This window comes from Parundibacterium terreum (assembly GCF_014636315.1).
In the GTDB taxonomy this organism is placed as follows: domain Bacteria; phylum Pseudomonadota; class Gammaproteobacteria; order Burkholderiales; family Burkholderiaceae_D; genus Undibacterium; species Undibacterium terreum.
In genome coordinates this window covers 42965-64401 of sequence record NZ_BMED01000005.1, presented here as the reverse complement: position 1 = coordinate 64401, position 21437 = coordinate 42965, and the positions used below count along the sequence as shown (strand labels likewise).

Genomic DNA, 21437 nt, shown 5'->3' with positions numbered 1-21437 from the left:
AAGCCGACCTTCGGGTCGGCTTTTTTATTGCGCAAAGCTTTGCGCGCCGCAGTGGCTATCCGACCTGCGTCAGACTTTATCTTACTTCCTTCCAGCCAAAGCCTTGGTGTTGGCAAGCAATCCCTATCTCTATCATTGCCCCCTCCAGCACATCGGCCATCAACCGCTCCACCAGTTCCGGCTTGTTATTTTGCTGGCTCAGATGAGCGGCAATCACCAGCTTCAGTTTTGACTTATCCACTTCACGCAGAATTTCTGCCGCCACTGCATTCGACAAATGTCCATGCGGCCCACCTATGCGCATCTTCAGTGAATACGGGTAGCTGGAGTTGGACAACATCTCGGCATCATGGTTCCATTCCAGTACCAGGGCATCGCATCCGGATAATGCAGAAACTATTCTGTCGGTCTTGTGGCCAACATCCGTCAATACACCCAGCTTGCAGCCACTGCTGCTGATGCAGTACTGCAAAGGCTCGCGCGCATCGTGCGGCACCGTGTACGGATGCACCTGCAACTCGCCTATGCTGAAAACCTCATCATCCCGGCAAAAATGGATATCAACCCCATGGCTGTCTGCTTGCGCGGCCTGGTAGGTGCCATAGCTCAGCCACACCGGCGTGCCATAGCGGCGCGCAAACTTGAATACGCCACGGATATGGTCCCCATGCTCGTGCGTCACAACAATGCCGGCCACCTCTGCCGGCAGCATATCCAGCCGCGCCAGACGCCGCTCGGCCTCTTTCACGCTGAAGCCGCAATCCAGCATGATGCTAGTGCGCCGGTCATGGTCCGATATGGCAGAGACCAGCAAGGAATTTCCTTCGCTGCCGCTACCCAGGCTTGCAAATTTCAAGGGATGAGATAAAGAGAGGATGCAGAAAAAAAGGCGCGAACCAGAGTGGTTCGCGCCGGGAGGATAATTACTTCAGCTGTTCGCTGATCAACTGCAGGATTTTTTCTGCGGTCGCAGATGAATCCGGTTTGCCATCATTGTTCTGGACGGTGACCTGGCTGGTATCGCCAGCCGCATCCTTCACATAGACGCGATATTTCAAAGCCGTATTATTCTTGTCACTGGAACCCCAGGAGAACAGTTTGGAGAAGAAGCCCTCGCTGGCACCCTTGGTTTTCGCATCGATATCCTGATCGATGTAACGCACGAAATACAGGCCTTTGGAGCGATCCCTGTCTTCCACGGTAAAGCCTACGCGATCCAGCGCCAGGCCAACACGGCGCCAGGAGCGGTCAAATCCTTCATCCACTTCCACGTAGTTGCCATCTGTATTTTTAACCAGCTTGGCGCGCGCTTTCTGGGTAACAGGAGAACCGACAGCAACCTTCGCACGCTCGGTATCGGAACCCAGGCGCACCATCAGGCGCGACAGGAATTCCGCTTCCAGGCCAGGGTCGTTGGCACGTGGTGTCCATACAGTTTGATCCTTTTGCGAGCCGGTCAATACCTCTTCCGCGCCGCGATGGCTGATGTAGATTTCTACATTGCCGTTGGCGCTGCGTTCTATACGGGTACGGAATTTATCGCGTTCGCCGGTTGAATACAGGGAATCCAACACCTTGCCCAGGGTATTACGAACGATATCCTGAGGGATCTTGGCGCGGTTTTCTGCCCAGTCTGTTTCCATCACGCCGGTTTCCGCAGATTCGCTGCTGATCAGGAAGCCGCTATCCTGCCAAAAATCCTTGATCTGCGGCCACAGGACTTCCGGAGTTTGCTTGACTACCAGCCAGCGCTGCGTGCCCTCACGTTCGATATGCATATCCTGCACCTGGATAGGCGCTACAGCGGCAGTGCCGCTAGTGGCAGCGGCTGTGCTGCCCGCCTTCTTCTGCAGGTTGAAGCTGGATGCAGTCGCACTACCCTGGTTTTCAGGAATCGAAAAACGGCTGTCGCGACGGACTTGTGTCAAATCTGGAGGAACCTCTAGAGATACGCTTGGCGCCTTGCTAGCACTTTTATAGTCGATACGGTCTGGATCGAGAAGATTGCTAATGGAACTACAGCCAGCCAGGCTGGCCAGAGCCAATACTCCAATAATCCCATTTTTAGCAACAAAGCTTTTTGCCATGTGAAAGTCCCTACGAATTGTTATAAATCAAAACCGAGCAATGATAGTGGGAAGATGTCCTGGTGCAGCGACCAGATCACGCGCCCTTGCAAAGTGCCCTGGGTTTCATCTTGTTACCCAGAGGCACTGCTTCAGAGCCGCTATTGTAATACACCCGACTCACGCAGCGCTGCGCGAACCGTTTCATGATATTGCGCTGCCATCGGCACCAGCGGCAGACGCATACCCTCAGGAATCAGGCCCATTTCTTTCATGGCCCATTTGACCGGCAAGGGATTCGGCTCTACGAACAGTTTGTTATGCAGAGGCAGCATGCGATTATTGATCTCAACCGCAGTTGCGATGTCGCCGCGCATTGCAGCCGCACACAGTTCATGCATGGCACGCGGAGCAACGTTGGCGGTCACGGAGATATTGCCTTTGCCGCCGCAGAACATCAGTGCCATCGCGGTCGGATCGTCGCCGGAATAAACAGCAAACGATGCCGGCGCCTGACGGATCAGGTCGGTATTGCGGCCGATATTGCCGGTCGCTTCCTTGACGCCGATGATGCCCTGCACCTGTGCCAGACGCAGCATGGTTTCATTGGACATGTCGGCAACGGTACGGCCGGGAACGTTGTACAGGATCACAGGCAAATCGACCGATTCAGCAATCTTTTTGAAGTGCTGGTACATGCCCTCTTGTGTCGGGCGATTGTAGTAAGGCACCACCTGCAAAGATGCATCCGCGCCGATTTCTTTCGCGTAGGTAGTCAGTGCAATCGCTTCTGCAGTCGAATTGCCGCCCGAACCGGCGATAATGGGGATGCGCTTATTTGTGTGCTCTACGGCAACACGAATCAGTTCACAATGTTCTTCTACCGATACGGTAGGCGATTCGCCGGTCGTGCCGACGATGACGATACCATCGGTACCTTCTGCAATATGCCAGTCTATCAATTTGCGCAGGCAAGGCAAATCGAGGCTACCGTCGGCATGCATGGGGGTCACAATAGCAACCAGACTTCCCTTGATCATAGTCATGTTAGTGCAGAAAAAAGTAAAACCTTGATTGTAGCGGATAGCAAGCCCTGTTGGGAGTTATTCCCTGGAATATGCCCACCAAAGTAGCGCCCTGCACGCTCGTCACAGCGCGAAAACTGCCTATAAGCGATCATTTCCACTCCCGGCAGCAGCTTTTCGGGCGCAAATGCGCTGCACGACAGCGGGTTTGGGGCGCTCAACATATCCGTGCTCATAAGCCAGAACGTGCATCTTCACTGCTGGATTAGACTGCATTTGCAGCAGAAGTTCTGCGTCCGCAAGCAAGAAATCCGGGTTGGCCGGACGTCCGTAGGCAGCATTACCTATCGCAAAAGTCTCGTAGATCAGCAAGCCATCGGGCGCAAGGCTGGCCAGCATATGAGGAAACAGCGGCCGGTGCAGATAATTGGTGACGACGATGGCATCGAAAACCTGGTCGGCGAACGGCCAATAAAAACCTTGCGCGCCACTCTCCAGGTCAACCTCCTGGGTGACAAGGCCTTCTGCAGCCAGCACCTGCAACAAGGCCGGATCGCGGTCCACCGCAAGCACCTCCAGCCCTGAATCTCGCAACAAGCGGCTATGCCGCCCCGTGCCGCAAGCCAGATCCAGCACCTTGCCGCCGACTGGAATCAGTCCGGCAAAACGCCGCACCCACTCGGAAGGCGGGCTGGGAGCCTGAGCTCCCGCAACTGCATGCCCCTGCTGGGCAAGCACGCCATGACTAGCCATAACTGAGCCCCATGGCCTCGCGCACATCACGCATGGTTTCTTGCGCCAGCTTGCGCGCCTTATCGCAGCCATCGGCAATAATCGCACGCACCAGCGAAGGGTCGTCCAGATATTGTTGCGCCCTTTCGCGCATCGGTTCCTGCTCTTTCAGAATGCCGTCTATAACGGGTTGCTTGCACTCCAGGCAGCCAATCCCTGCCGACTTGCAGCCATTCACCACCCATTCGCGCGTTTCCGTATCCGAATAGACCTGATGCAATTGCCAGACCGGGCAACGCCCCGGATCGCCGGCATCTGTGCGTCGCACACGGGCAGGATCAGTCGGCATGGTGCGGACTTTTTTGACGACGTCTTCCTTCTCTTCGCGCAGCGCAATCGCATTGCCATAGCTCTTGGACATTTTTTGCCCATCCAGACCAGGCAAGCGCGAAGATTCCGTCAAGTGCGCTTGCGGCTCCACCAGGATCAGCTTGCGGCTGCCCTCCAGGTAGCCGAACAAGCGCTCGCGATCTATCATGCTGAGATTCTGCGTATCCTCCAGCATGGCCTTGGCTTGCTCTAGCGCTTCTGCCTTACCCTGCTCCTGGAATTCATTGCGCAATTCGGTATACAGTTTGGCGCGCTTGCTACCCAGCTTCTTTACTGCTGCCTGCGCCTTTTGCTCAAAGCCCTTTTCCTTGCCGTACAAATGATTGAAGCGGCGCGCCAGTTCTCGCATCATTTCTATATGCGGCACCTGATCGTCACCCACCGGCACCATGCTGGCGCGGTAGATCAGCACATCGGCCGCCTGCAATAGCGGATAACCCAGGAAGCCATAGGTAGACAGGTCGCGGTCAGCCAGCTTCTCTTGCTGGTCCTTGTAGGTAGGAACACGCTCCAGCCAGCCAAGAGGCGTCGCCATCGACATCAACAGATGCAACTCGGCATGCTCAGGCACCCTGGATTGAATAAAGAGTGTGGCCTGCGAGGGATCTACCCCTGCGGCCAGCCAGTCCACCAGCATATCCCAGGTACTGGTCTCGATAATGCTGGGGTCGTCGTAGTGGGTAGTCAGCGCATGCCAGTCCGCCACGAAAAACAGGCAGGGCAGCTCCGACTGCATCCTGACCCAGTTTTTCAGCGCCCCGTGATAATGGCCCAGATGCATCGCCCCCGTAGGGCGCATACCAGAGACTACACGGTCAGGATACATAGGAAATTAGCTCAGGATGAGGGTCAACGGGGTAACCAGTAAATTCAACAGCAAATTCGCGACAGTAATCACAGGATACATCCAGAACTGCAATGCATGGATCATGACCAGGCCCATCACGATAAAAAATCCATACGGTTCAATCTGCGCAAATTTGTAAGCGTATTTATAAGGTAACAGGCTGATCAAAATCCGTCCACCATCCAAAGGGGGAATAGGAAACAGATTGAATGCCAGCATGACCAGATTGGTCAGGATACCAGCCTGCGCCATGCGCATGAAGAAAGCCTCCTCCACACCCGCCGCGCGGAGTATGACGCCAAAAACCAGCCACAAGAAAGCCATAATAAAGTTGGCTCCCGGCCCGGCCAGCGCCACCCAGGCCATATCCCGTTTGGGCTTACGTAAGTTGCCAAAATTAACAGGAACCGGCTTCGCATAACCGAATAGGAAATTGCCTCCAGTAGCCAGATAAAGCACCACTGGGATAACGATAGTCCCCATGGGGTCAATGTGACTGATCGGGTTCAATGTCATACGGCCCTGTTGAAACGCCGTCAGATCGCCAAAATATTTGGCGGCAAAAGCGTGCGCCGCTTCATGCAAGGTAATGGCGAAGATGACCGGCAGCGCATATACCGCGACCGTTTGTATAAGTTCATTCATGCGATAGCTTAATCAGGAGAAAATCAAAAGGTAAATTGACGCAGGCAAGCTGCAGGGAGAAGAAGTATTGCGGAAACTCGAATTTCCGCGATCTATGCGTTGAAGCACGGATATCCGCACAGGCCAGGAAAATCACAAACCGAACAGCGAAGCATCGCCCCTGCCCTGACGTATCAGTTGCGGCATTTCATCGGTCATGTCGATCACCGTGGTGGGCACCAAGCTGCAGGCGCCCCCATCAATGACCAGCTCAACAGTTTTTTCCAGCCTTTCGCGGATAACTTCCGGATCGGTCTGTATTTCCTCTTCACCCGGCAGTATCAATGTCGTGCCAAGCAACGGCTGCCCCAGTTCGTCCAGCAAGGCATGGGTAATACAATTTTCCGGCACCCGCAGGCCTATGGTCTTGCGCGAAGGGTGGCTGAGACGGCGCGGCACCTCCTTGGTCGCTTCCAGTATCAGCGTATATGGTCCGGGCGTCGCTGCCTTCAGCATGCGGTACTGGCGATTATCCACTTTCGCATACAGTGCAATTTCAGACAGATCGCGGCATAGCAGGGTCAGGTGGTGTTTGTCGTCAACGCCGCGGATACGCCGCAAGCGCGTGACCGCATCCTTGTCATCCAACTGGCACACCAGCGCATAGCAAGAATCCGTCGGCACCGCTACGATGCCGCCGCTCTTGATAATTTGCACCGCCTGCTTGATCAAACGCAGTTGCGGATTATCCGGATGGATTTGGAAATATTGCGTCATAAGAAAACTACGAAAAGACTGCGATAAAATCGGCGGCAACTACTGCCGCCAATTACCGAGGCCAATTAAATCACTTTGAATCACTTCATGTTTTGCAACGCAGCGATACGTTGCTGCATCGGTGGATGCGTGGAAAACAGCTCACTGAAACCAGGCTTGTCGCTGATACCGGCTGCCGCCATCGACTTCGGCAATTCACCGGGCTCCATGCCACCCAAACGCGCCAAGGCGTTGATCATAGGACGGCCGCTACCCAGCAACGTAGCCGAACCGGCGTCTGCGCGGAATTCGCGCTGGCGCGAGAACCATGCAACGATCAATGAGGCCAGCACACCGAATACCATCTCACAGACAAACACCGTAACCATGTAGCCAATACCCGGCCTGTCATCATCATTATTGTTGCGAAAAACAGCCTTGTCTATCGCATACCCTACCACACGCGCCAGAAACACGACAAAGGTATTTACCACGCCTTGTATCAAAGTCATGGTCACCATATCGCCATTGGCAATATGCGCTACCTCATGGCCCAGCACAGCCTCAACCTCTTCCTTGGTCATGCTTTCCAGCAAGCCGGTAGAGACAGCGACCATTGCAGAATTCTTGAACGCGCCGGTAGCAAAAGCATTTGGTTCGCCGTTATAGACTGCCACTTCGGGCATGCCGATTCCAGCGCGCTCCGCCAGCATCTTGACGGTATTGACCAGCCACAGCTCGGTGGAGGATGCCGGGGCATCAATCACTCGCGCACCGGTGGACCATTTCGCCATCGGCTTGCTGATCAGCAAGGAAAAAATCGCGCCGGTAAAGCCCACGACGAGAGAAAACACCATCAAAGTGCCCAATTGCAGGCCATTTGCCGTCAGGTAGCGATTAACGCCCAGCAATGACAGCACCACCGACATGACCAGCATGACAGCCAGGTTGGTTGCAATAAAGAGAAAAATGCGCTTCATAGAGATATCCCCGAAGTGATAAAAGTAAAACCTTACTTAAGTTGGGGATATTGTAGAAAAAAACAAGATATCGCGCATCAGAAATTGACGCCAATCAACAAAATGGCGGCCTGTCGAGCCGCCATAGTCAGGTTTAGTGCCGGGCTGAAGCCTATGCTCAGGCCCAGGTATCCCAGACAGGCTTCAGCGATGGCGCCAGCGCAGGCAATTGCCCCAGGTCGACTACGGAATCATGCGGACCATGGAAATCGGAACCACGCGAAGACAGGAAGCCGTAGCGGTTGGCAATCTTGGAATATTCCGAATACTGGTCAACAGTATGGCTGCCGGTCACCACTTCTATGCCCAGCCCGCCCAATGCCTTGAACTCGCGGAACAAAGCATCAAACGCAACCGAGCTGAATTCATAGCGGCCAGGATGCGCAATAACAGCGACCCCACCCGCCCTGGTGATCCAGCCTACAGCCTCGGCCAGCGTTGCCCAGCGGTGCGGCACAAAGCCCGGCCTGCCATCGGCTAAAAAGCGTTTGAATACTTCGTTGATATCGGCACACTCACCTATCTCCACCAGATAGCGGGCAAAATGGGAGCGGGAAATCAAGTCGGGATTACCGACATATTTCAGCGCACCTTCATACGCGCCTTCAATGCCGGCCTTTGCCAGTTCAGCAGCCATGTCGCGCGCGCGGCGTTCACGGCCGGAGCGGGTCGCTTCCAGCCCGCGCACCAGTTCAGGATAAGTTTCATCGAAGTTCAGGCCGACAATGTGGACAGTCCTGCCGGCCCAGGTCACTGAAATTTCAACGCCAGTGATATAACGCATGCCCAGCGCAGTGGCCGCAGCCCGCGCTTCGGGTATGCCACGTATCTCATCATGGTCCGTCAAAGCCCAGACATCGACGCCGTTCTTCTTGGCCCTGGCCGCAACTTCGGCAGGCGCAAGCACGCCGTCAGAGATGGTGGAGTGGCAATGGAGGTCTACGTTCAAAGGTCGGGCTAACATGGAGCAAGCTTAAGTACTGAAAAAACTATTGTACTCCGCCTGTCGCCCTTGTGTTGCGTTGCACATGATGTTGGGCAAGTTTAATGCATCCAAATTAGGCTTTTTTGCAGCAAGGGCAAGAAAAAATGACACAAGAATTAACAAGGCACCAACAAGCCATCACTAGGCTATCAATAAGCAGCGGTGTCGCAGCGAGAAGATGGGAAGACTGTAAGACGCCGGCGCGAGATGAATCGCGCCGGCCGTAAAGCTTAGATTTTCATTTCCAGCCTGATGGTCCAGGTGGTATACGTTTTTGCAACGGTATTGTCCACATGATTGATGCCGCCTGTCGTTACGTAAGAGCCAGTCAGATAATCATTTGCCTGCAGATTATTGGCCGCGATGCGCAACTGTGTCGTCGGGGTAAATTTCCACAGGGCGTACAGGTCAACCTGGCGTTTGACACCGGTGCTGTTCAATTGTGTTTCCGTGCTCTGGATCGCATAGGCCGGCGTCCAGTTGAAATTGCCGCCCAGCGTCAGCGGCATTTTCGCCAGGCGATAATCGAGGCCGAAGTTGGCGGTTTCCTTGGGCTGCTGATCCAGGCGGTTATTCGGTCCCTGGATGCCGTCCACGCTGGACCAGAAGCGGCTGTAGTTGCTCCGCACATCAATCGCAGGACCTTCCGGCAAAAATTCCTGCAACTGGAATTTAGCTTCCAGCTCTATGCCCTTGGTGATCGCATGGCCAATATTGATTGGCGATGAAACCCAGCGCGGGCCGGTCACGGTATCCGTCAACACGGTCGTGCGGCGTATCAGGTCGCTGATGTCGCGCACGAAGAAGTTCGCACTCATAATGCCGGCGTTGGTCAGGTAATGCTCATACGCGAGATCAACGCCTTTCGACAACTCAGGCTTCAGGAAAGGGTTACCGGTGCGGTCCGGTTTGGTAGGTCCATTCAGCAGCGATATCGAAGGAACGGCAATCAGGTCGTTCAACGATGGTGCGCGATAAGCATGGGTCAGGCTGAGCCGTATCTGATCTTTCTTTTCACCGGGTATGCGCCACACGCCATGCAGCACCGGACTCCATACGCTGCTGCTATTATCGATAGGTCCGGTAGAAATGGAGCTCCTGGTACGTATGCCTTCCCAGCGCAGGCCCGCATAGGCGGACAGCTGCTCATTAATGTCAAACTCATCCTGCACAAAGGCCGCCAGGCGGCGCGTGCTGGCGGTCAGGTTGTCGCCAGAGTCGGCAAATTGCGGAACGCCCTTGTCATCAACCGTGACCTTGGTTTCGTTGCGCCTGCCCGTTTCCACATCCAGGCCTGCTGCCAGCGTATGGCCGTCGCCGAGGGGCTTGGTGTATTTCGCACCGGTATTCACAGTGGTATCCCGGGTTGTCGCATCATCGCTGATACTTTTCAGGAAAGCGCCGTCAGTGCCGTACTCGCTGCGCAGGGAGTTGCCCTCTATCTTGCCGACACCGCCGCCAAACTTCACATTCAGCTTGCCGTTATCGTCAAACTTGTGCTGCCAATTGCCAAAACCGCGCAGGAAAGTCGTCTCGGAGTGCCCGACTGAATTGGCCTGCGCATACTCCTGTATTTCGCCGATCTGATCCAGCTTGCTGCTAACCCTGGAGTCGCTGCGCGAGTTCGTCACCAGCGGCTGGAAGCTCAAGGTATCGCCATTTTCGAAGCGGTAGTTAAAGCGCGGGGTCAACTGCAAGCCTCGCGATTCACGGCTGGTCAGGTCATGCTGGTGCTGCAGCATATTGCCCTGGGCATTGGTTTCATTGGTATCAGTGGTTACGTCATCATGCTGCCGATTTTTCGATACCGAGGCAGTCAACGCGTATGACAGGTTGCCCACTTCACCGGGATAGGTGACCGATAAATTGGGTGCGCTGCGCCCCTGCTCCAGGCTTTCCGAGATACGGATATCCGTGGTCTTTTGCTTGTAGTCTTCGCGCAGCACGATGTTGATCGTACCGGCAATGGCCTGCGTGCTGTATTCGGCAACCGGTCCACGGATAATCTCTATGCGCTCCACCTGATCGGGAGACAGCGAATCCATAGAAAAGCCGCGCGGCGCGCGTTCTCCATTCAACAGGATTTGCGTATAACCGTTGCCCATGCCGCGCATGCGGATGTCGCCGCCGCGGCCTGGACGGCCGCCGACGGTCACGCCGGGCAGGCGCTTCAAGATCTCGCCTATCGTGCTATCGCCATTGCGGTCCAGCTCTTCACGGCCATAGATCATCTTGGCTGCGGTGGACATGCGGCGCTGATCCATATCCGACTGGCGGCTGCCGTCAATCACGACGTTTTGCGGCTTCTCATGCGGAGCTACAGCAGGCTTTTCGCCATCCTTGCTGGTTGCTGGTGCCAGATTTTTTGCTGGCGCTGGTTTATCTGCGGGTTTGCTGGCTTTCTGGCTGGCTGGATCGCTGGGCGCTGCGATGGGCTCATCTGCGTGAGCCTGCAAGGAAGTTGCGCCGACAAATGCGAGTGTTGCAACAGGAAGAAACTTACTCATTATGTAGTGCCGATTTTTATGAAATAGTAATAATTAAGCAAACCCAATGCAATTGAGAATCAAAAGCATTTGGACCGGGTGCTATTCTATTTTTAAACAGCAGGACTAGCCAGTACAAACGGCGTGTTTTTGTATTTTATTGAAACAATCAGGCAATGCCGCCACACTCCACTCTCTTGCTTTTGAGGCAAGAGGCAGAGCCTGGCTCGATGCCTCCAAGCGAAGGCCTTTTATCGAGGCTATATGCTCCCTGCATTGCCAGCACAAAGCGAATGTAAAGAGCGTCTTTACATTTGTTGTTTTTCAGCAGGACGCTGTTCGCCCGATGAATCGCCCAGACATAAAAAAAGCCCGCCCACAGGATGTGTGGGCGGGCTTTTGCAGCAGGCGGTCGCTTAGTCGGCGCGCGCTGCCAGATTCAGATTCAATTGCGAACGCAGAATATCTTCAGTGTCAGGGCGTGGGCTGTTGCGGGCAAATTCCAGCCTATCCAGATATTCACGGCTGACGTCGCCGGTAATATAGTTCCCATCAAAGCAGGACGCCTCTATGCTTCTGAGGGCCGGATTCACATCAAAGATCGAACGCTTCATCGCGTCCACATCCTGATACACCAGCGCATCCGCCGTGATTTCACGGCAAACTTCTTCATCGGAACGGCCATAGGCAATCAGTTCGCTGCGGGTAGGCATATCGATGCCGTACACGTTAGGGAATTTAACCGGAGGCGCAGCAGATGCGAAGATCACGCGCTTGGCACCGGATTCGCGCGCCATCTGCACGATCTCGCGGCTGGTCGTGCCGCGCACGATGGAGTCATCCACTAGCAGCACGCTCTTGCCCTTGAACTCGGAACCGATCGCATTCAGTTTCTGGCGTACCGATTTGCGGCGTATCGCCTGTCCCGGCATCATGAAAGTACGGCCTATATAGCGGTTCTTGATAAAGCCTTCGCGATAATCCAGATTCAGCTTCATCGCCAGTTCCATCGCCGATGGACGGGAGGAGTCGGGAATAGGCATGACAACGTCGATATCGCCGGCGCGGAACTGGCTGCGTACCTTGTCGGCCAGGTACTCACCCATTTTCAGGCGAGTCAGGTAGACCGATGCACCATCAAGAATGGAATCAGGACGGGCCAGATACACGAACTCAAACGCGCAAGGATTCAGCGTAGGATTTTCAGCACACTGCTCGTTGTACATCTGGCCGTCGAGATCAATGAAAATCGCCTCGCCAGGTTCAACATCGCGCAGGAACTTGAAGCCCAGGCCTTCCAGTGCAACAGATTCGCTGGCGATCATGTATTCAACGCCGTTTTCCGTGCGCGATACGCCTATGCACAATGGACGGATACCAAAAGGATCACGGAAAGCGAGCAAGCCGTAGCCTGCGATTTGCGCCACTACCGCGTAGGAACCGCGCACCCTTCTGTGCAACATCGATACGGAACGGAACAAGGCGGCAGGATCCAGCGAATAACCGGATGTGACTTCCTGGATCTGGTGCGCCAGGATGTTCAGCAGCACTTCGGAATCGGAATCGGTGTTCAGGTGGCGGCGGTCATTCTTGAACAGCTCTGTCTTCAGCTCATCGGCATTAGTCAGATTGCCGTTGTGTGCCAGCACGATACCAAATGGTGCATTGACGTAGAAAGGTTGAGCTTCTTCTTCGCTGGTGGAGCCCGCAGTAGGATAACGGACCTGGCCTATACCGATATTGCCGGGGAGCGAACGCATATTGCGAGTGCGGAACACATCTCGTACCAAACCATTTGCCTTATGCATTGCAAACTTGTTGCCATGCCCGGTTGCAATACCGGCGGCGTCCTGGCCGCGATGCTGCAACAACAATAAGGCATCATACAAAAGCTGGTTGACGGGACTATTTGAGACTACGCCTACGATGCCACACATGGTGGACTCCTAAAAAACAAATAAAAACCTGCTTGGAAATACGCAACCCTATGAGCACTAAGCCAGCCCGGCGCAGCGTACTTCTTAAAACTGTACATGCCGGGAAACCGAATCCGGCAAAAACGGCATTATGGTAGTGGCCGCGCTCTCGGCGACCGGACTCAGCAATGCCTGCTTCCAAAAATCCTGCCTGGGGATGGAGGTCATGCCACATAACAGCACCGCCGCCATGACAATCACACATCCTCTGGCCAAACCAAACAAACCACCCAGCCCACGATCCGCAAGGCTCAGGCCCGCTGCCTTGATTACGGCATCGACAGCCATCGTCAATAAAGACATTAGCAAGCGCACGCCAATAAACAAGGCGATAAAAGCAACTATCAGGCGCGCCATCTGACCAGGCAGTACATCCGGCATCCATTCCGCCAGCGTTGCGCTAAAGGCATTGGCAACGACAAACGCGACCACCCAACTTGCCAGTGACAAAATTTCCTTGACCAGCCCGCGCATGGTGCTAATGACCACCGAGCAGAGCAAAATGAATACCACCAGGTAGTCAAATATGGTCACGGATTGCGCTCATTCAAGGGAGTAGCCTCATTTCTACAGACCTACCCGGTTTTATTCGCACAATTTGCATCACTTTCGCATCAATTCGGTATCACGGTGCCACTCAGGCCAAGTTTGACCAGTTTTGCACGCATCTTGTCGGCCTCGTCCTTGGAGTCGAAAGGCCCTACCTTGATACGGGTGATCTTGCCATTCGTGGTCGTCACTTTTTGAACGTAAGATTTGATGCCTTCGGATTTCAGCTTACCTTGCAACTCGTCCACCTTTTCCTGGGTTGCCAATGCCGCAACCTGCACTGTAAAGCTGGAAGAGGCCTTATCCGTTTTGGCAGCGTCACCAGCCGCCTTGGCCGCAGCTTTCGGCGACTTGCCTTCCAGGATCGCTAATGCACGTGCCGCTTCGTCGGAAGAGTCGGCTGCCTTGACGGCAGGTTTCGCTGCAGTAGCTTTTTGATCATTTACGGCAACTGCATTAACGGCACTATTTTTTTCGCTGCTCTTGGCTGCTGTGGGCTTGGCTTCCTGCTTAGATTCCGGCTTGGCTTCTGCCTTGCTTTCCACCTTGCGCTCAGGTTTGCTTTCTTTTTCGGTGTGCGCTGCCGGCTTGGCGGCGGTCACTGCAGCGACTGCAGGAGCCGTCTCGCGCACCGCTGTTTTGCTCTTACTGTCTACCAGGGTAGCCGGATCGATAATTTCTTCCTGCGGCTCGACTGGCCTTGCCTTCGACGCATTGGCAGATGTCTTGGCGCTATCAGTGCGGGGGGCGCCTTGTTCGGCACTGGCTGCAGCCAGCACTTCGGCGTTTTCCTTGCCGGCAGCAGCACTGCTCAGAGGCTTGTCCTTGGAAGGGATCTGGATATTGATATCATCGGCCAGCGGCTTGGGCTCGGAATCGAGGATCATGGGCAAACCGATCACCGCTGCCAGCACCAGGGCTACTGCCCCGATCAAGCGCCGGCGTGCGCGCTTCTTCTCCGGCAAAAGAGGATCGTCGGCCTGATTTTTCTTTGCGCCCTCGCCACGTTTGCTGCGGCTGCGCGCCGGCTTGGTGTCGCTCTCGGCACGTGAACGAAACTCACCGCTGTCGGCGTCGGGAGATGCTTCCTGCTTCTTTTTGAACAACGAGAACAAGCTCATGTGCAAATATCTGATTGGTTAGTGAGAGTTCCGTCTTTCAGCCGCATGGAAGCCCTTCAATGAATTTGAGGTTTTCGGGCTCGCATGACCCCTGCAACCGTAAGAAATGATCCGAAGACCACAATTCTATCATTTTCAGCGGCCTGACTTAAGGCGTATGTGTACGCAAGCTCAGGAGATTTGAAGTTTTGTATGCTGTGATCCGCATCCCGCACTACGCCTGCCTCCAGTAATTTATCCTGGAGCTGCTCCGCAGTGGCTGCGCGCAGCAACGGCAAATCCGTCACGCACCAATGGTCTATCTTGTCCTTCAGTTGCGCAACAATGCCTTCGATATCCTTGTCCAGCATGGAGCCGAAAACCGCGTAGGTATAGGCATGAAAGCCCATATTGTCCAGATTCTGCCCTAGCGTGGCTGCTGCATGCGGGTTATGCGCCACATCCAGCACCACCGTCGGACGGCCCGGCATGACCTGGAAACGCCCCGGCAAATCCACCATCACCAGGCCGCTGCGCACTTCCTGCGCACCTACCGGCAGGCGGTCTTTCAGCGCTTCCAGCGCAGCCAGCACGGCGGATGCATTCAGCAACTGGTTCGCGCCGCGCAGGCTGGGATAACCCAGCGAATTGCGGCGCTGCGAACGGCCGCCGAAATTCCACTGCTGTTTGTCGCCGGAATAATTGAAATCCTTACCAAACAACCACAGGTCGGCGCCTATCTTCTCTGCATGCTCAAGCAGCGATTTCGGCGGCACAGGATCGCCGCAGATTGCAGTACGGCCGGTGCGGAAAATACCGGCTTTTTCAAAACCTATCGCTTCGCGGGTATCACCGAGGTAATCGACATGATCTATGTCAACGCTGGTCACGATCGCGACATCGGCATCAAACACATTGACGGCGTCCAGACGTCCGCCCAGCCCCACTTCCAGGATCACCACATCAAGCTTGGCATCCGCCAGCAGCTTTGCAATGGCCAGCGTAGTAAATTCAAAATAGGTCAGCGAGATATCTTCGCGCTTGGCTTCCACCTCGGCAAACACATCAACAAACACCTGGTCCTTGACGTTTTCGCCATTGATGCGTGCGCGCTCATTAAAATCCAGGAAGTGCGGTTTGCTATATAGCCCTACTTTATAGCCGGCCTGCAGCAGGATGGATTCCAGCATGGCACAGGTGGAGCCCTTGCCGTTGGTGCCACCGACAACGATCAGCGGACAATCGTACTGAATCGCGAGACGTTCCTTGACTGCGGCGACACGGTCGAGACCCATGTCTATTTCTTTGGAATGCCTGGTCTCGAGCAAAGCGAGCCATTCATTCAAACTGCCAGGTAAATTTTGCATAAGATAAAAAAGCCCGAAACAAAGACTGTTCGGGCTTATTTTTTGAATATCAGAAAATCAGGAAACCGCTTCGGCTGGCTGGTTTTGCAACAAGGCCAGCAAACGGGCGATTTCGTCACGCATCTTGCGACGATCCACGATCATGTCGACCGCGCCTTTTTGCATCAGGAACTCGGCGCGCTGGAAGCCTTCAGGCAATTTCTCACGCACGGTATTCTCGATCACGCGCTGTCCGGCAAAACCGATCAGCGCCTTAGGTTCGGCAATCACCACGTCGCCCATAAAGGCGAAGGAAGCCGACACGCCGCCCATGGTAGGGTCAGTCAATACGGAGATGAAAGGCAGTTTTTTCTCAGCCAGCTTGGTCAGCATCGAAGTCGTTTTAGCCATCTGCATCAGCGACAGCAAGCCTTCCTGCATACGGGCGCCGCCGGTCGCAGTAAAGCAGATGAACGGTACTTTTTGTTCCAGTGCATTTTGCACGCCGCGCACGAAGCGCTCGCCAACGACGGAACCCATGGAACCACCCATGAACTGGAACTCAAAAGCCGCAGCAACAACCGGCACTGTCATGATGGAGCCGCCCATCACGACCAGAGCGTCAGTCTCGCCTGTAGTTTCCAGCGCGTCCTTCAGGCGGTCTGGATACTTTTTGCTATCTTTGAACTTCAGGGTATCAACTGGCAATACTTCCTGGCCTATTTCATAACGGCCGCCGGCATCCAGCAAGGCATCCAGACGCTCACGAGCGCCTATGCGCAAATGGTGGCTGCACTTGGGGCATACATGGATATTTGCTTCCAGATCGGAACGGTACAGGACCGCTTCGCAGGATGGGCACTTGACCCACAGGCCTTCCGGAATGGATTTGCGATTTGCGGAATCCGCACGCTGTATGCGCGGTGGAAGTAATTTTTCTAGCCAACTCATTTGATTCTCCTGAATTCGGGCAACCGGCAGCTTATGCCGGCAACCATCATTACCTTGTTGCCCGATCCCTGGATGCAAGGTCCGAAGCTTTGGCGCGTATTTTACCCGTCCAAAGCCTCCCTGACACCAGAAATAAAGCTTTTTACTGCTGAGGCCGCATTTTCACGCGGCGTATTTTCCAGTTCCTGGATGATACGACTGCCAATTACCACCGCATCGGAAACCGTGGAAATCGCCTTCGCCGTAGCCCCGTCCCGTATACCAAAACCCACGCCCACCGGTACTTTGACGTGTTTCTTAATCCTGGGCATCATCGCCGCGACTGCATCCAGATCCAGGCTGCCGGAGCCGGTGACGCCCTTCAAAGATACATAATACACGTATCCACTGGCAATTTTACCAACAAGCTCCATACGCTCGTCGGTAGAAGTCGGCGCCAGCAAGAAGATGATATCCATCCCGTGCTGCTTCAGCTTGGCGGCGAACTCCTCGCACTCTTCCGGCGGATAATCCACCACCAGCACACCATCCACGCCTGCCTCAGATGCTTGCGCTATGAACAAGTCTACACCCATACGCTCTATGGGATTGGCATAGCCCATCAGCACCACTGGCGTATTTTGGTTGCTGGAACGGAATTCGCGGACGAATTGTAATACATCGCGCAGTCCAATACCATTCAGCAGCGCTCTTTCCGATGCTCTTTGAATAACAGGACCATCCGCCATGGGGTCGGAAAATGGCACGCCCAGCTCAATAATATCGGCGCCGCCCTCTACCAACGCGTGCATCAGGGGTACCGTCAGATCAGCGGCAGGATCGCCCGCCGTGATGAAAGGAATCAGGCCTTTTTTCTTGGCAGCAGCCAGCGCAGCCATGGTTGTTTGTATTTTTGACATTTTGTATTAGATCAATTATCGCAATGAGTGAATAATCAGTGAATATGCAGCAAGAAAACGAAAAGATGGGGAGTCAACCCCATCCTCGGCGGCGGCTTAGTAAAACTTCAAGCCGGCCTTTTCCGCCACCGTGTGCATATCCTTATCTCCGCGACCGGAAAGGTTTGCCAATACAATTTTATCTTTGGGCAGGGTCGCCGCCAGTTTGGCCGCATACGCCAATGCGTGACTGGACTCCAGCGCAGGAATGATGCCCTCGATGCGGCAGCAGTCATGGAAGGCCTGTAGCGCCTCATCGTCGGTGATCGTCACATACTGCGCGCGGCCACTGTCTTTCAACCATGCATGTTCCGGCCCGACACCAGGGTAATCCAGGCCTGCGGATACCGAATGTGTCTCTATAACCTGCCCGTTCGCATCCTGCAGCAGATAGGTGCGATTGCCATGCAGCACACCCGGCGAACCCGCCGTCAGTGAGGCCGAATGCTTGCCGGATTCCATGCCCTCGCCTGCCGCTTCCACGCCGAGCAAGGCCACATCCTTGTGTTCGATATATGGATAGAAAATCCCCATCGCATTGGAGCCGCCGCCCACACAGGCGACCACGGCATCCGGCTGGCGACCTGTCATCGCCGGCATCTGCCACAGGCATTCCTCGCCTATCACCGACTGGAAGTCGCGCACCATCATAGGGTAAGGATGCGGGCCAGCAACGGTGCCTATGATATAAAAAGTGTTTTCGACATTGGTGACCCAGTCGCGCATCGCTTCGTTCAACGCATCTTTCAATGTCTTGGAGCCGGACTCTACCGGCACGACGGTCGCACCCAGCAATTTCATGCGGTACACGTTCTGTGCCTGGCGCTTCACGTCCTCCGAACCCATGTACACCACGCACTCCAGTCCAAAGCGGGCACAGATCGTGGCAGTAGCCACGCCATGCTGGCCTGCGCCGGTTTCGGCGATTACGCGCGGCTTGCCCATGCGCTTGGCCAGCAATGCCTGGCCGATCACGTTATTGATCTTGTGCGCACCGGTATGGTTCAGGTCTTCGCGCTTGAAGTAGATTTGCGCGCCGCCCATCATTTCGGACCAGCGCTTGGCGTGATACACAGGTGAAGGACGGCCGACAAAATGGGTCAACTCATCCCGGAACTCGGCCAGGAAAGCGGGATCGGTGCGGTAGCGGGCGTAGGCCTCTTTCAGCTCTGTCAACGCATGTGTCAGCGTTTCAGAGACAAAAGTGCCACCGTACTGGCCGAAATGGCCGCGCGCGTCGGGCAAGGTATATTGCGTAGACTGATACAGGGCTTGTGTGGGAATGGATTGGCGTTCGAACTGCTCGTCCAGGGGATTGAATTCTTTCATGGTGCTTCCTTATGGCGTAGAGCCAGCCACCATTTGCAGAAGCCTGCACAGAGGTAGCTAGCCTTGATTGTCCGCCAGGCGTACGGCTTGTATGAAAGCACGCAGCTTGGCATCATCCTTTATGCCCTTGCTCAACTCAACACCACTACTGATGTCGACGGCAAAGGGCCTCACACGGCTGACTGCGTCAGTCGCGTTTTGTACGCTCAAGCCACCACTTAAAACGGCCCGAGGCGCGAGTTCTTTTGGAATGAGAGACCAATCAAAAACCTTTCCGCTACCACCGAAACCTTCGACGAAGGTATCCAGCAGCAAACCGCAGAATAAAGGGCTTGCTGCACGATATATTTTCTCACATTCTAACAAATCATCTGCAGATGTGTCCGCTTTTACGCGAAATGCCCTGATAAAAGGCCGATTTACCGCACTGGCCAGTTGATGGCACTGCTCGGCCGTTTCATCGCCATGAAATTGCAATAGAGATACCGGTGCAACGGCTATCGTCGATGTGACGTAATCCATATCGGCATTGACGAACAAACCTGTGGTCGTCACAAAAGGCGGCACATTTGCCAGCAGGCTGGCCGCCTGCTGCGGCGTCACATACCTGAGACTTTGCGGGTAAAACACAAAGCCTATCGCATCGGCACCAAAGGCAACGACGGCTTTAACATCTTCGGCCCGTGTCAGGCCGCAAATCTTGATTCTCGTTCTGTGCAACATTTTTTATCCAGGCTGGTCGGGCAAGAAATAAAAACCAATTCCTTGATGCCCTTTAATCGTGCTGACAAGAATACCATTTCTTCACACAGGATTTCTGTTGTGCCCCATACAATTAAAAAACCGCATGGCTCTCGCCATGCGGTTTTTCTTTTTTTTAATAGACGGGACTATGCTGCCCCGCCATCTCCTCACCCCACCAAAACTTTCAAGATTTAAGCAACTTTCTTTGCGTCGAAGAATTGCTCATCCTCTGTCGAACCATGCAGGGCTGTTGTCGAAGACTTGCCTTGCTGGATGGTCTGAGTTACTGCATCGAAGTAACCGGTACCGACTTCGCGTTGATGCTTGACCGCTGTGAAGCCTTTTTCGGCTGCAGCGAATTCTGCCTCTTGCAGTTCGACGAAGGCAGACATCTGGCGACGTGCATAGCCATGCGCCAGGTTGAACATGCCGTAGTTCAATGCATGGAAACCGGCCAATGTGATGAACTGGAACTTGTAACCCATCGCGCCCAGTTCTTTCTGGAACTTGGCGATTGTTGCGTCGTCCAGGTTTTTCTTCCAGTTGAACGATGGCGAGCAGTTATAGGACAGCAGCTTGCCTGGGAATTTTGCGTGGATCGCCTCGGCGAATTTCCTTGCGAATTCCAGATCAGGTTTACCGGTTTCACACCAGATCATGTCAGCGTATTCCGCATAGGCCAGACCGCGGGAGATAGACTGTTCAATGCCTGGGCGGGTTTTGTAGAAGCCTTCTACCGTGCGTTCGCCGGTGCAGAAAGGCTGGTCATTGGCATCGACGTCGGAAGTCAGCAAATCGGCTGCTTCGGCATCAGTACGTGCCAGCAATACGGTAGGCACGCCCATCACGTCGGCTGCCAGACGAGCTGCATTCAGCTTCTCGACTGCTTCACGGGTAGGCACCAGAACCTTGCCGCCCATGTGGCCGCATTTTTTTACCGAAGCCAGCTGATCTTCAAAGTGAACGCCGGACGCGCCCGCTTCGATCATTGCCTTCATCAGTTCAAATGCATTCAATACGCCGCCAAAACCGGCTTCCGCATCGGCTACGATAGGTGCGAAGTAGTCGATATCGTCCTTGCCTTCGGACCATTGGATCTGGTCGGCGCGAGTCAAGGTGTTGTTGATGCGCTTGACCACCAGCGGTACAGAGTTCGCTGGATACAAGGATTGGTCTGGATACATTTCACCGGCAACGTTGGCGTCGCCGGCAACTTGCCAGCCGGACAAATAAATTGCTTTCAGGCCGGCTTTGACTTGTTGCATAGCCTGGTTGCCTGTCAGTGCGCCCAGCGCATTGACGAAAGGTTCGTTATTGACCAGATTCCACAATTTTTCAGCACCGTTTTTTGCCAGTGTGTGCTCAACAGTGATGGAGCCACGCAGGCGAACTACGTCTTCAGCCGTGTAATTGCGCTTGATACCTATCCAGCGTGGATTGGTATCCCAGTCTTTTTGAATTGCTGCTACCTGTTGTTCGCGAGTTGCCATGCTTTCTCTCCAGTGGGCTAAAAATTAAATGAAAAACGTCATCCGTTGAGAGAAATATTAGGACATTTTTTGCGAAGCAACAAG

19 protein-coding genes are annotated in these 21437 nt (G+C 54.5%); all 19 read right to left on the bottom strand.

The window, feature by feature from the left end; all coding sequences use genetic code 11:
- Window positions 1–76 precede the first annotated feature (76 nt).
- The 19 genes from IEW12_RS21110 to aceA all read right to left on the bottom strand — a co-directional run bounded on the left by IEW12_RS21110 (window position 77) and on the right by aceA (window position 21353).
- Window positions 77–856 carry an MBL fold metallo-hydrolase gene (locus IEW12_RS21110; protein ID WP_188568108.1) on the bottom strand — a complete coding sequence of 260 codons (780 nt, stop codon included), beginning with the start codon at window positions 854–856 and terminating at the stop codon, window positions 77–79.
- 67 nt (window positions 857–923) lie between these two features.
- Window positions 924–2087, bottom strand: coding sequence for an NlpB/DapX family lipoprotein (gene bamC / locus IEW12_RS21105; protein ID WP_188568107.1), 1164 nt, complete (start codon window positions 2085–2087; stop codon window positions 924–926).
- Window positions 2088–2227: 140 nt separating this feature from the next.
- The gene (gene dapA, locus IEW12_RS21100) at window positions 2228–3106 is read right to left on the bottom strand and encodes a 4-hydroxy-tetrahydrodipicolinate synthase (protein ID WP_188568448.1); all 879 of its coding nucleotides are present in this window, start codon (window positions 3104–3106) and stop codon (window positions 2228–2230) included.
- Between the two features lie 126 nt (window positions 3107–3232).
- Window positions 3233–3844, bottom strand: a complete 612-nt coding sequence (locus tag IEW12_RS21095; RefSeq protein ID WP_188568106.1) for a class I SAM-dependent methyltransferase — start codon at window positions 3842–3844, stop codon at window positions 3233–3235.
- Window positions 3837–5039 (bottom strand): tryptophan--tRNA ligase, encoded by a 1203-nt coding sequence (locus IEW12_RS21090; RefSeq protein ID WP_188568105.1) that lies wholly within the window; start codon window positions 5037–5039, stop codon window positions 3837–3839. The genes IEW12_RS21095 and IEW12_RS21090 overlap by 8 nt, the downstream gene beginning before the upstream one ends.
- A 6-nt stretch (window positions 5040–5045) precedes the next feature.
- Window positions 5046–5705: a site-2 protease family protein gene (locus IEW12_RS21085; RefSeq protein WP_188568104.1), complete on the bottom strand. Its 660-nt coding sequence runs from the start codon at window positions 5703–5705 to the stop codon at window positions 5046–5048.
- 132 nt (window positions 5706–5837) lie between these two features.
- Window positions 5838–6461: an L-threonylcarbamoyladenylate synthase gene (locus IEW12_RS21080; RefSeq protein WP_188568103.1), complete on the bottom strand. Its 624-nt coding sequence runs from the start codon at window positions 6459–6461 to the stop codon at window positions 5838–5840.
- Between the two features lie 80 nt (window positions 6462–6541).
- Window positions 6542–7420, bottom strand: a complete 879-nt coding sequence (gene htpX / locus IEW12_RS21075) for a protease HtpX (protein WP_188568102.1) — start codon at window positions 7418–7420, stop codon at window positions 6542–6544.
- 157 nt (window positions 7421–7577) lie between these two features.
- Complete coding sequence (locus IEW12_RS21070; RefSeq protein WP_188568101.1) at window positions 7578–8423, bottom strand: 3',5'-nucleoside bisphosphate phosphatase; 846 nt, start codon at window positions 8421–8423, stop codon at window positions 7578–7580.
- A 251-nt stretch (window positions 8424–8674) separates the two neighbouring features.
- The gene (locus IEW12_RS21065) at window positions 8675–10951 is read right to left on the bottom strand and encodes a TonB-dependent receptor plug domain-containing protein (protein ID WP_188568100.1); all 2277 of its coding nucleotides are present in this window, start codon (window positions 10949–10951) and stop codon (window positions 8675–8677) included.
- 395 nt (window positions 10952–11346) lie between these two features.
- Window positions 11347–12867 (bottom strand): amidophosphoribosyltransferase, encoded by a 1521-nt coding sequence (gene purF / locus IEW12_RS21060; protein ID WP_188568099.1) that lies wholly within the window; start codon window positions 12865–12867, stop codon window positions 11347–11349.
- Window positions 12868–12951: 84 nt separating this feature from the next.
- Window positions 12952–13440: a CvpA family protein gene (locus IEW12_RS21055; protein WP_188568098.1), complete on the bottom strand. Its 489-nt coding sequence runs from the start codon at window positions 13438–13440 to the stop codon at window positions 12952–12954.
- Window positions 13441–13520: 80 nt separating this feature from the next.
- On the bottom strand, window positions 13521–14576 hold the full coding sequence (locus IEW12_RS21050; protein ID WP_188568097.1) for an SPOR domain-containing protein: 1056 nt from the start codon (window positions 14574–14576) through the stop codon (window positions 13521–13523).
- A gap of 56 nt (window positions 14577–14632) precedes the next feature.
- Complete coding sequence (gene folC / locus IEW12_RS21045) at window positions 14633–15922, bottom strand: bifunctional tetrahydrofolate synthase/dihydrofolate synthase (protein ID WP_188568096.1); 1290 nt, start codon at window positions 15920–15922, stop codon at window positions 14633–14635.
- 57 nt (window positions 15923–15979) lie between these two features.
- A complete protein-coding gene (gene accD / locus IEW12_RS21040) occupies window positions 15980–16852 on the bottom strand; it encodes an acetyl-CoA carboxylase, carboxyltransferase subunit beta (RefSeq protein ID WP_188568095.1) in 873 nt (290 codons plus the stop codon).
- A 101-nt stretch (window positions 16853–16953) separates the two neighbouring features.
- Window positions 16954–17751 (bottom strand): tryptophan synthase subunit alpha, encoded by a 798-nt coding sequence (gene trpA, locus IEW12_RS21035; protein ID WP_188568094.1) that lies wholly within the window; start codon window positions 17749–17751, stop codon window positions 16954–16956.
- Between the two features lie 96 nt (window positions 17752–17847).
- The gene (trpB, locus tag IEW12_RS21030; protein WP_188568093.1) at window positions 17848–19119 is read right to left on the bottom strand and encodes a tryptophan synthase subunit beta; all 1272 of its coding nucleotides are present in this window, start codon (window positions 19117–19119) and stop codon (window positions 17848–17850) included.
- Window positions 19120–19176: 57 nt separating this feature from the next.
- Window positions 19177–19842: a phosphoribosylanthranilate isomerase gene (locus IEW12_RS21025; RefSeq protein WP_188568092.1), complete on the bottom strand. Its 666-nt coding sequence runs from the start codon at window positions 19840–19842 to the stop codon at window positions 19177–19179.
- Between the two features lie 212 nt (window positions 19843–20054).
- Window positions 20055–21353: an isocitrate lyase gene (gene aceA, locus IEW12_RS21020; protein WP_188568091.1), complete on the bottom strand. Its 1299-nt coding sequence runs from the start codon at window positions 21351–21353 to the stop codon at window positions 20055–20057.
- Window positions 21354–21437: the final 84 nt, after the last annotated feature.

Coding starts and splice junctions, on each gene's coding strand:
- IEW12_RS21070 (WP_188568101.1), bottom strand. CDS start 8,423: ATGTTAGCCCGACCTTTGAACGTAGACCTCCATTGCCACTCCACCATC.
- purF (WP_188568099.1), bottom strand. CDS start 12,867: ATGTGTGGCATCGTAGGCGTAGTCTCAAATAGTCCCGTCAACCAGCTT.
- accD (WP_188568095.1), bottom strand. CDS start 16,852: ATGAGTTGGCTAGAAAAATTACTTCCACCGCGCATACAGCGTGCGGAT.
- IEW12_RS21095 (WP_188568106.1), bottom strand. CDS start 3,844: ATGGCTAGTCATGGCGTGCTTGCCCAGCAGGGGCATGCAGTTGCGGGA.
- IEW12_RS21090 (WP_188568105.1), bottom strand. CDS start 5,039: ATGTATCCTGACCGTGTAGTCTCTGGTATGCGCCCTACGGGGGCGATG.
- IEW12_RS21065 (WP_188568100.1), bottom strand. CDS start 10,951: ATGAGTAAGTTTCTTCCTGTTGCAACACTCGCATTTGTCGGCGCAACT.
- trpA (WP_188568094.1), bottom strand. CDS start 17,751: ATGTCAAAAATACAAACAACCATGGCTGCGCTGGCTGCTGCCAAGAAA.
- aceA (WP_188568091.1), bottom strand. CDS start 21,353: ATGGCAACTCGCGAACAACAGGTAGCAGCAATTCAAAAAGACTGGGAT.
- htpX (WP_188568102.1), bottom strand. CDS start 7,420: ATGAAGCGCATTTTTCTCTTTATTGCAACCAACCTGGCTGTCATGCTG.
- IEW12_RS21025 (WP_188568092.1), bottom strand. CDS start 19,842: ATGTTGCACAGAACGAGAATCAAGATTTGCGGCCTGACACGGGCCGAA.
- IEW12_RS21085 (WP_188568104.1), bottom strand. CDS start 5,705: ATGAATGAACTTATACAAACGGTCGCGGTATATGCGCTGCCGGTCATC.
- IEW12_RS21050 (WP_188568097.1), bottom strand. CDS start 14,576: ATGAGCTTGTTCTCGTTGTTCAAAAAGAAGCAGGAAGCATCTCCCGAC.
- IEW12_RS21080 (WP_188568103.1), bottom strand. CDS start 6,461: ATGACGCAATATTTCCAAATCCATCCGGATAATCCGCAACTGCGTTTG.
- trpB (WP_188568093.1), bottom strand. CDS start 19,119: ATGAAAGAATTCAATCCCCTGGACGAGCAGTTCGAACGCCAATCCATT.
- bamC (WP_188568107.1), bottom strand. CDS start 2,087: ATGGCAAAAAGCTTTGTTGCTAAAAATGGGATTATTGGAGTATTGGCT.
- folC (WP_188568096.1), bottom strand. CDS start 15,922: ATGCAAAATTTACCTGGCAGTTTGAATGAATGGCTCGCTTTGCTCGAG.
- dapA (WP_188568448.1), bottom strand. CDS start 3,106: ATGATCAAGGGAAGTCTGGTTGCTATTGTGACCCCCATGCATGCCGAC.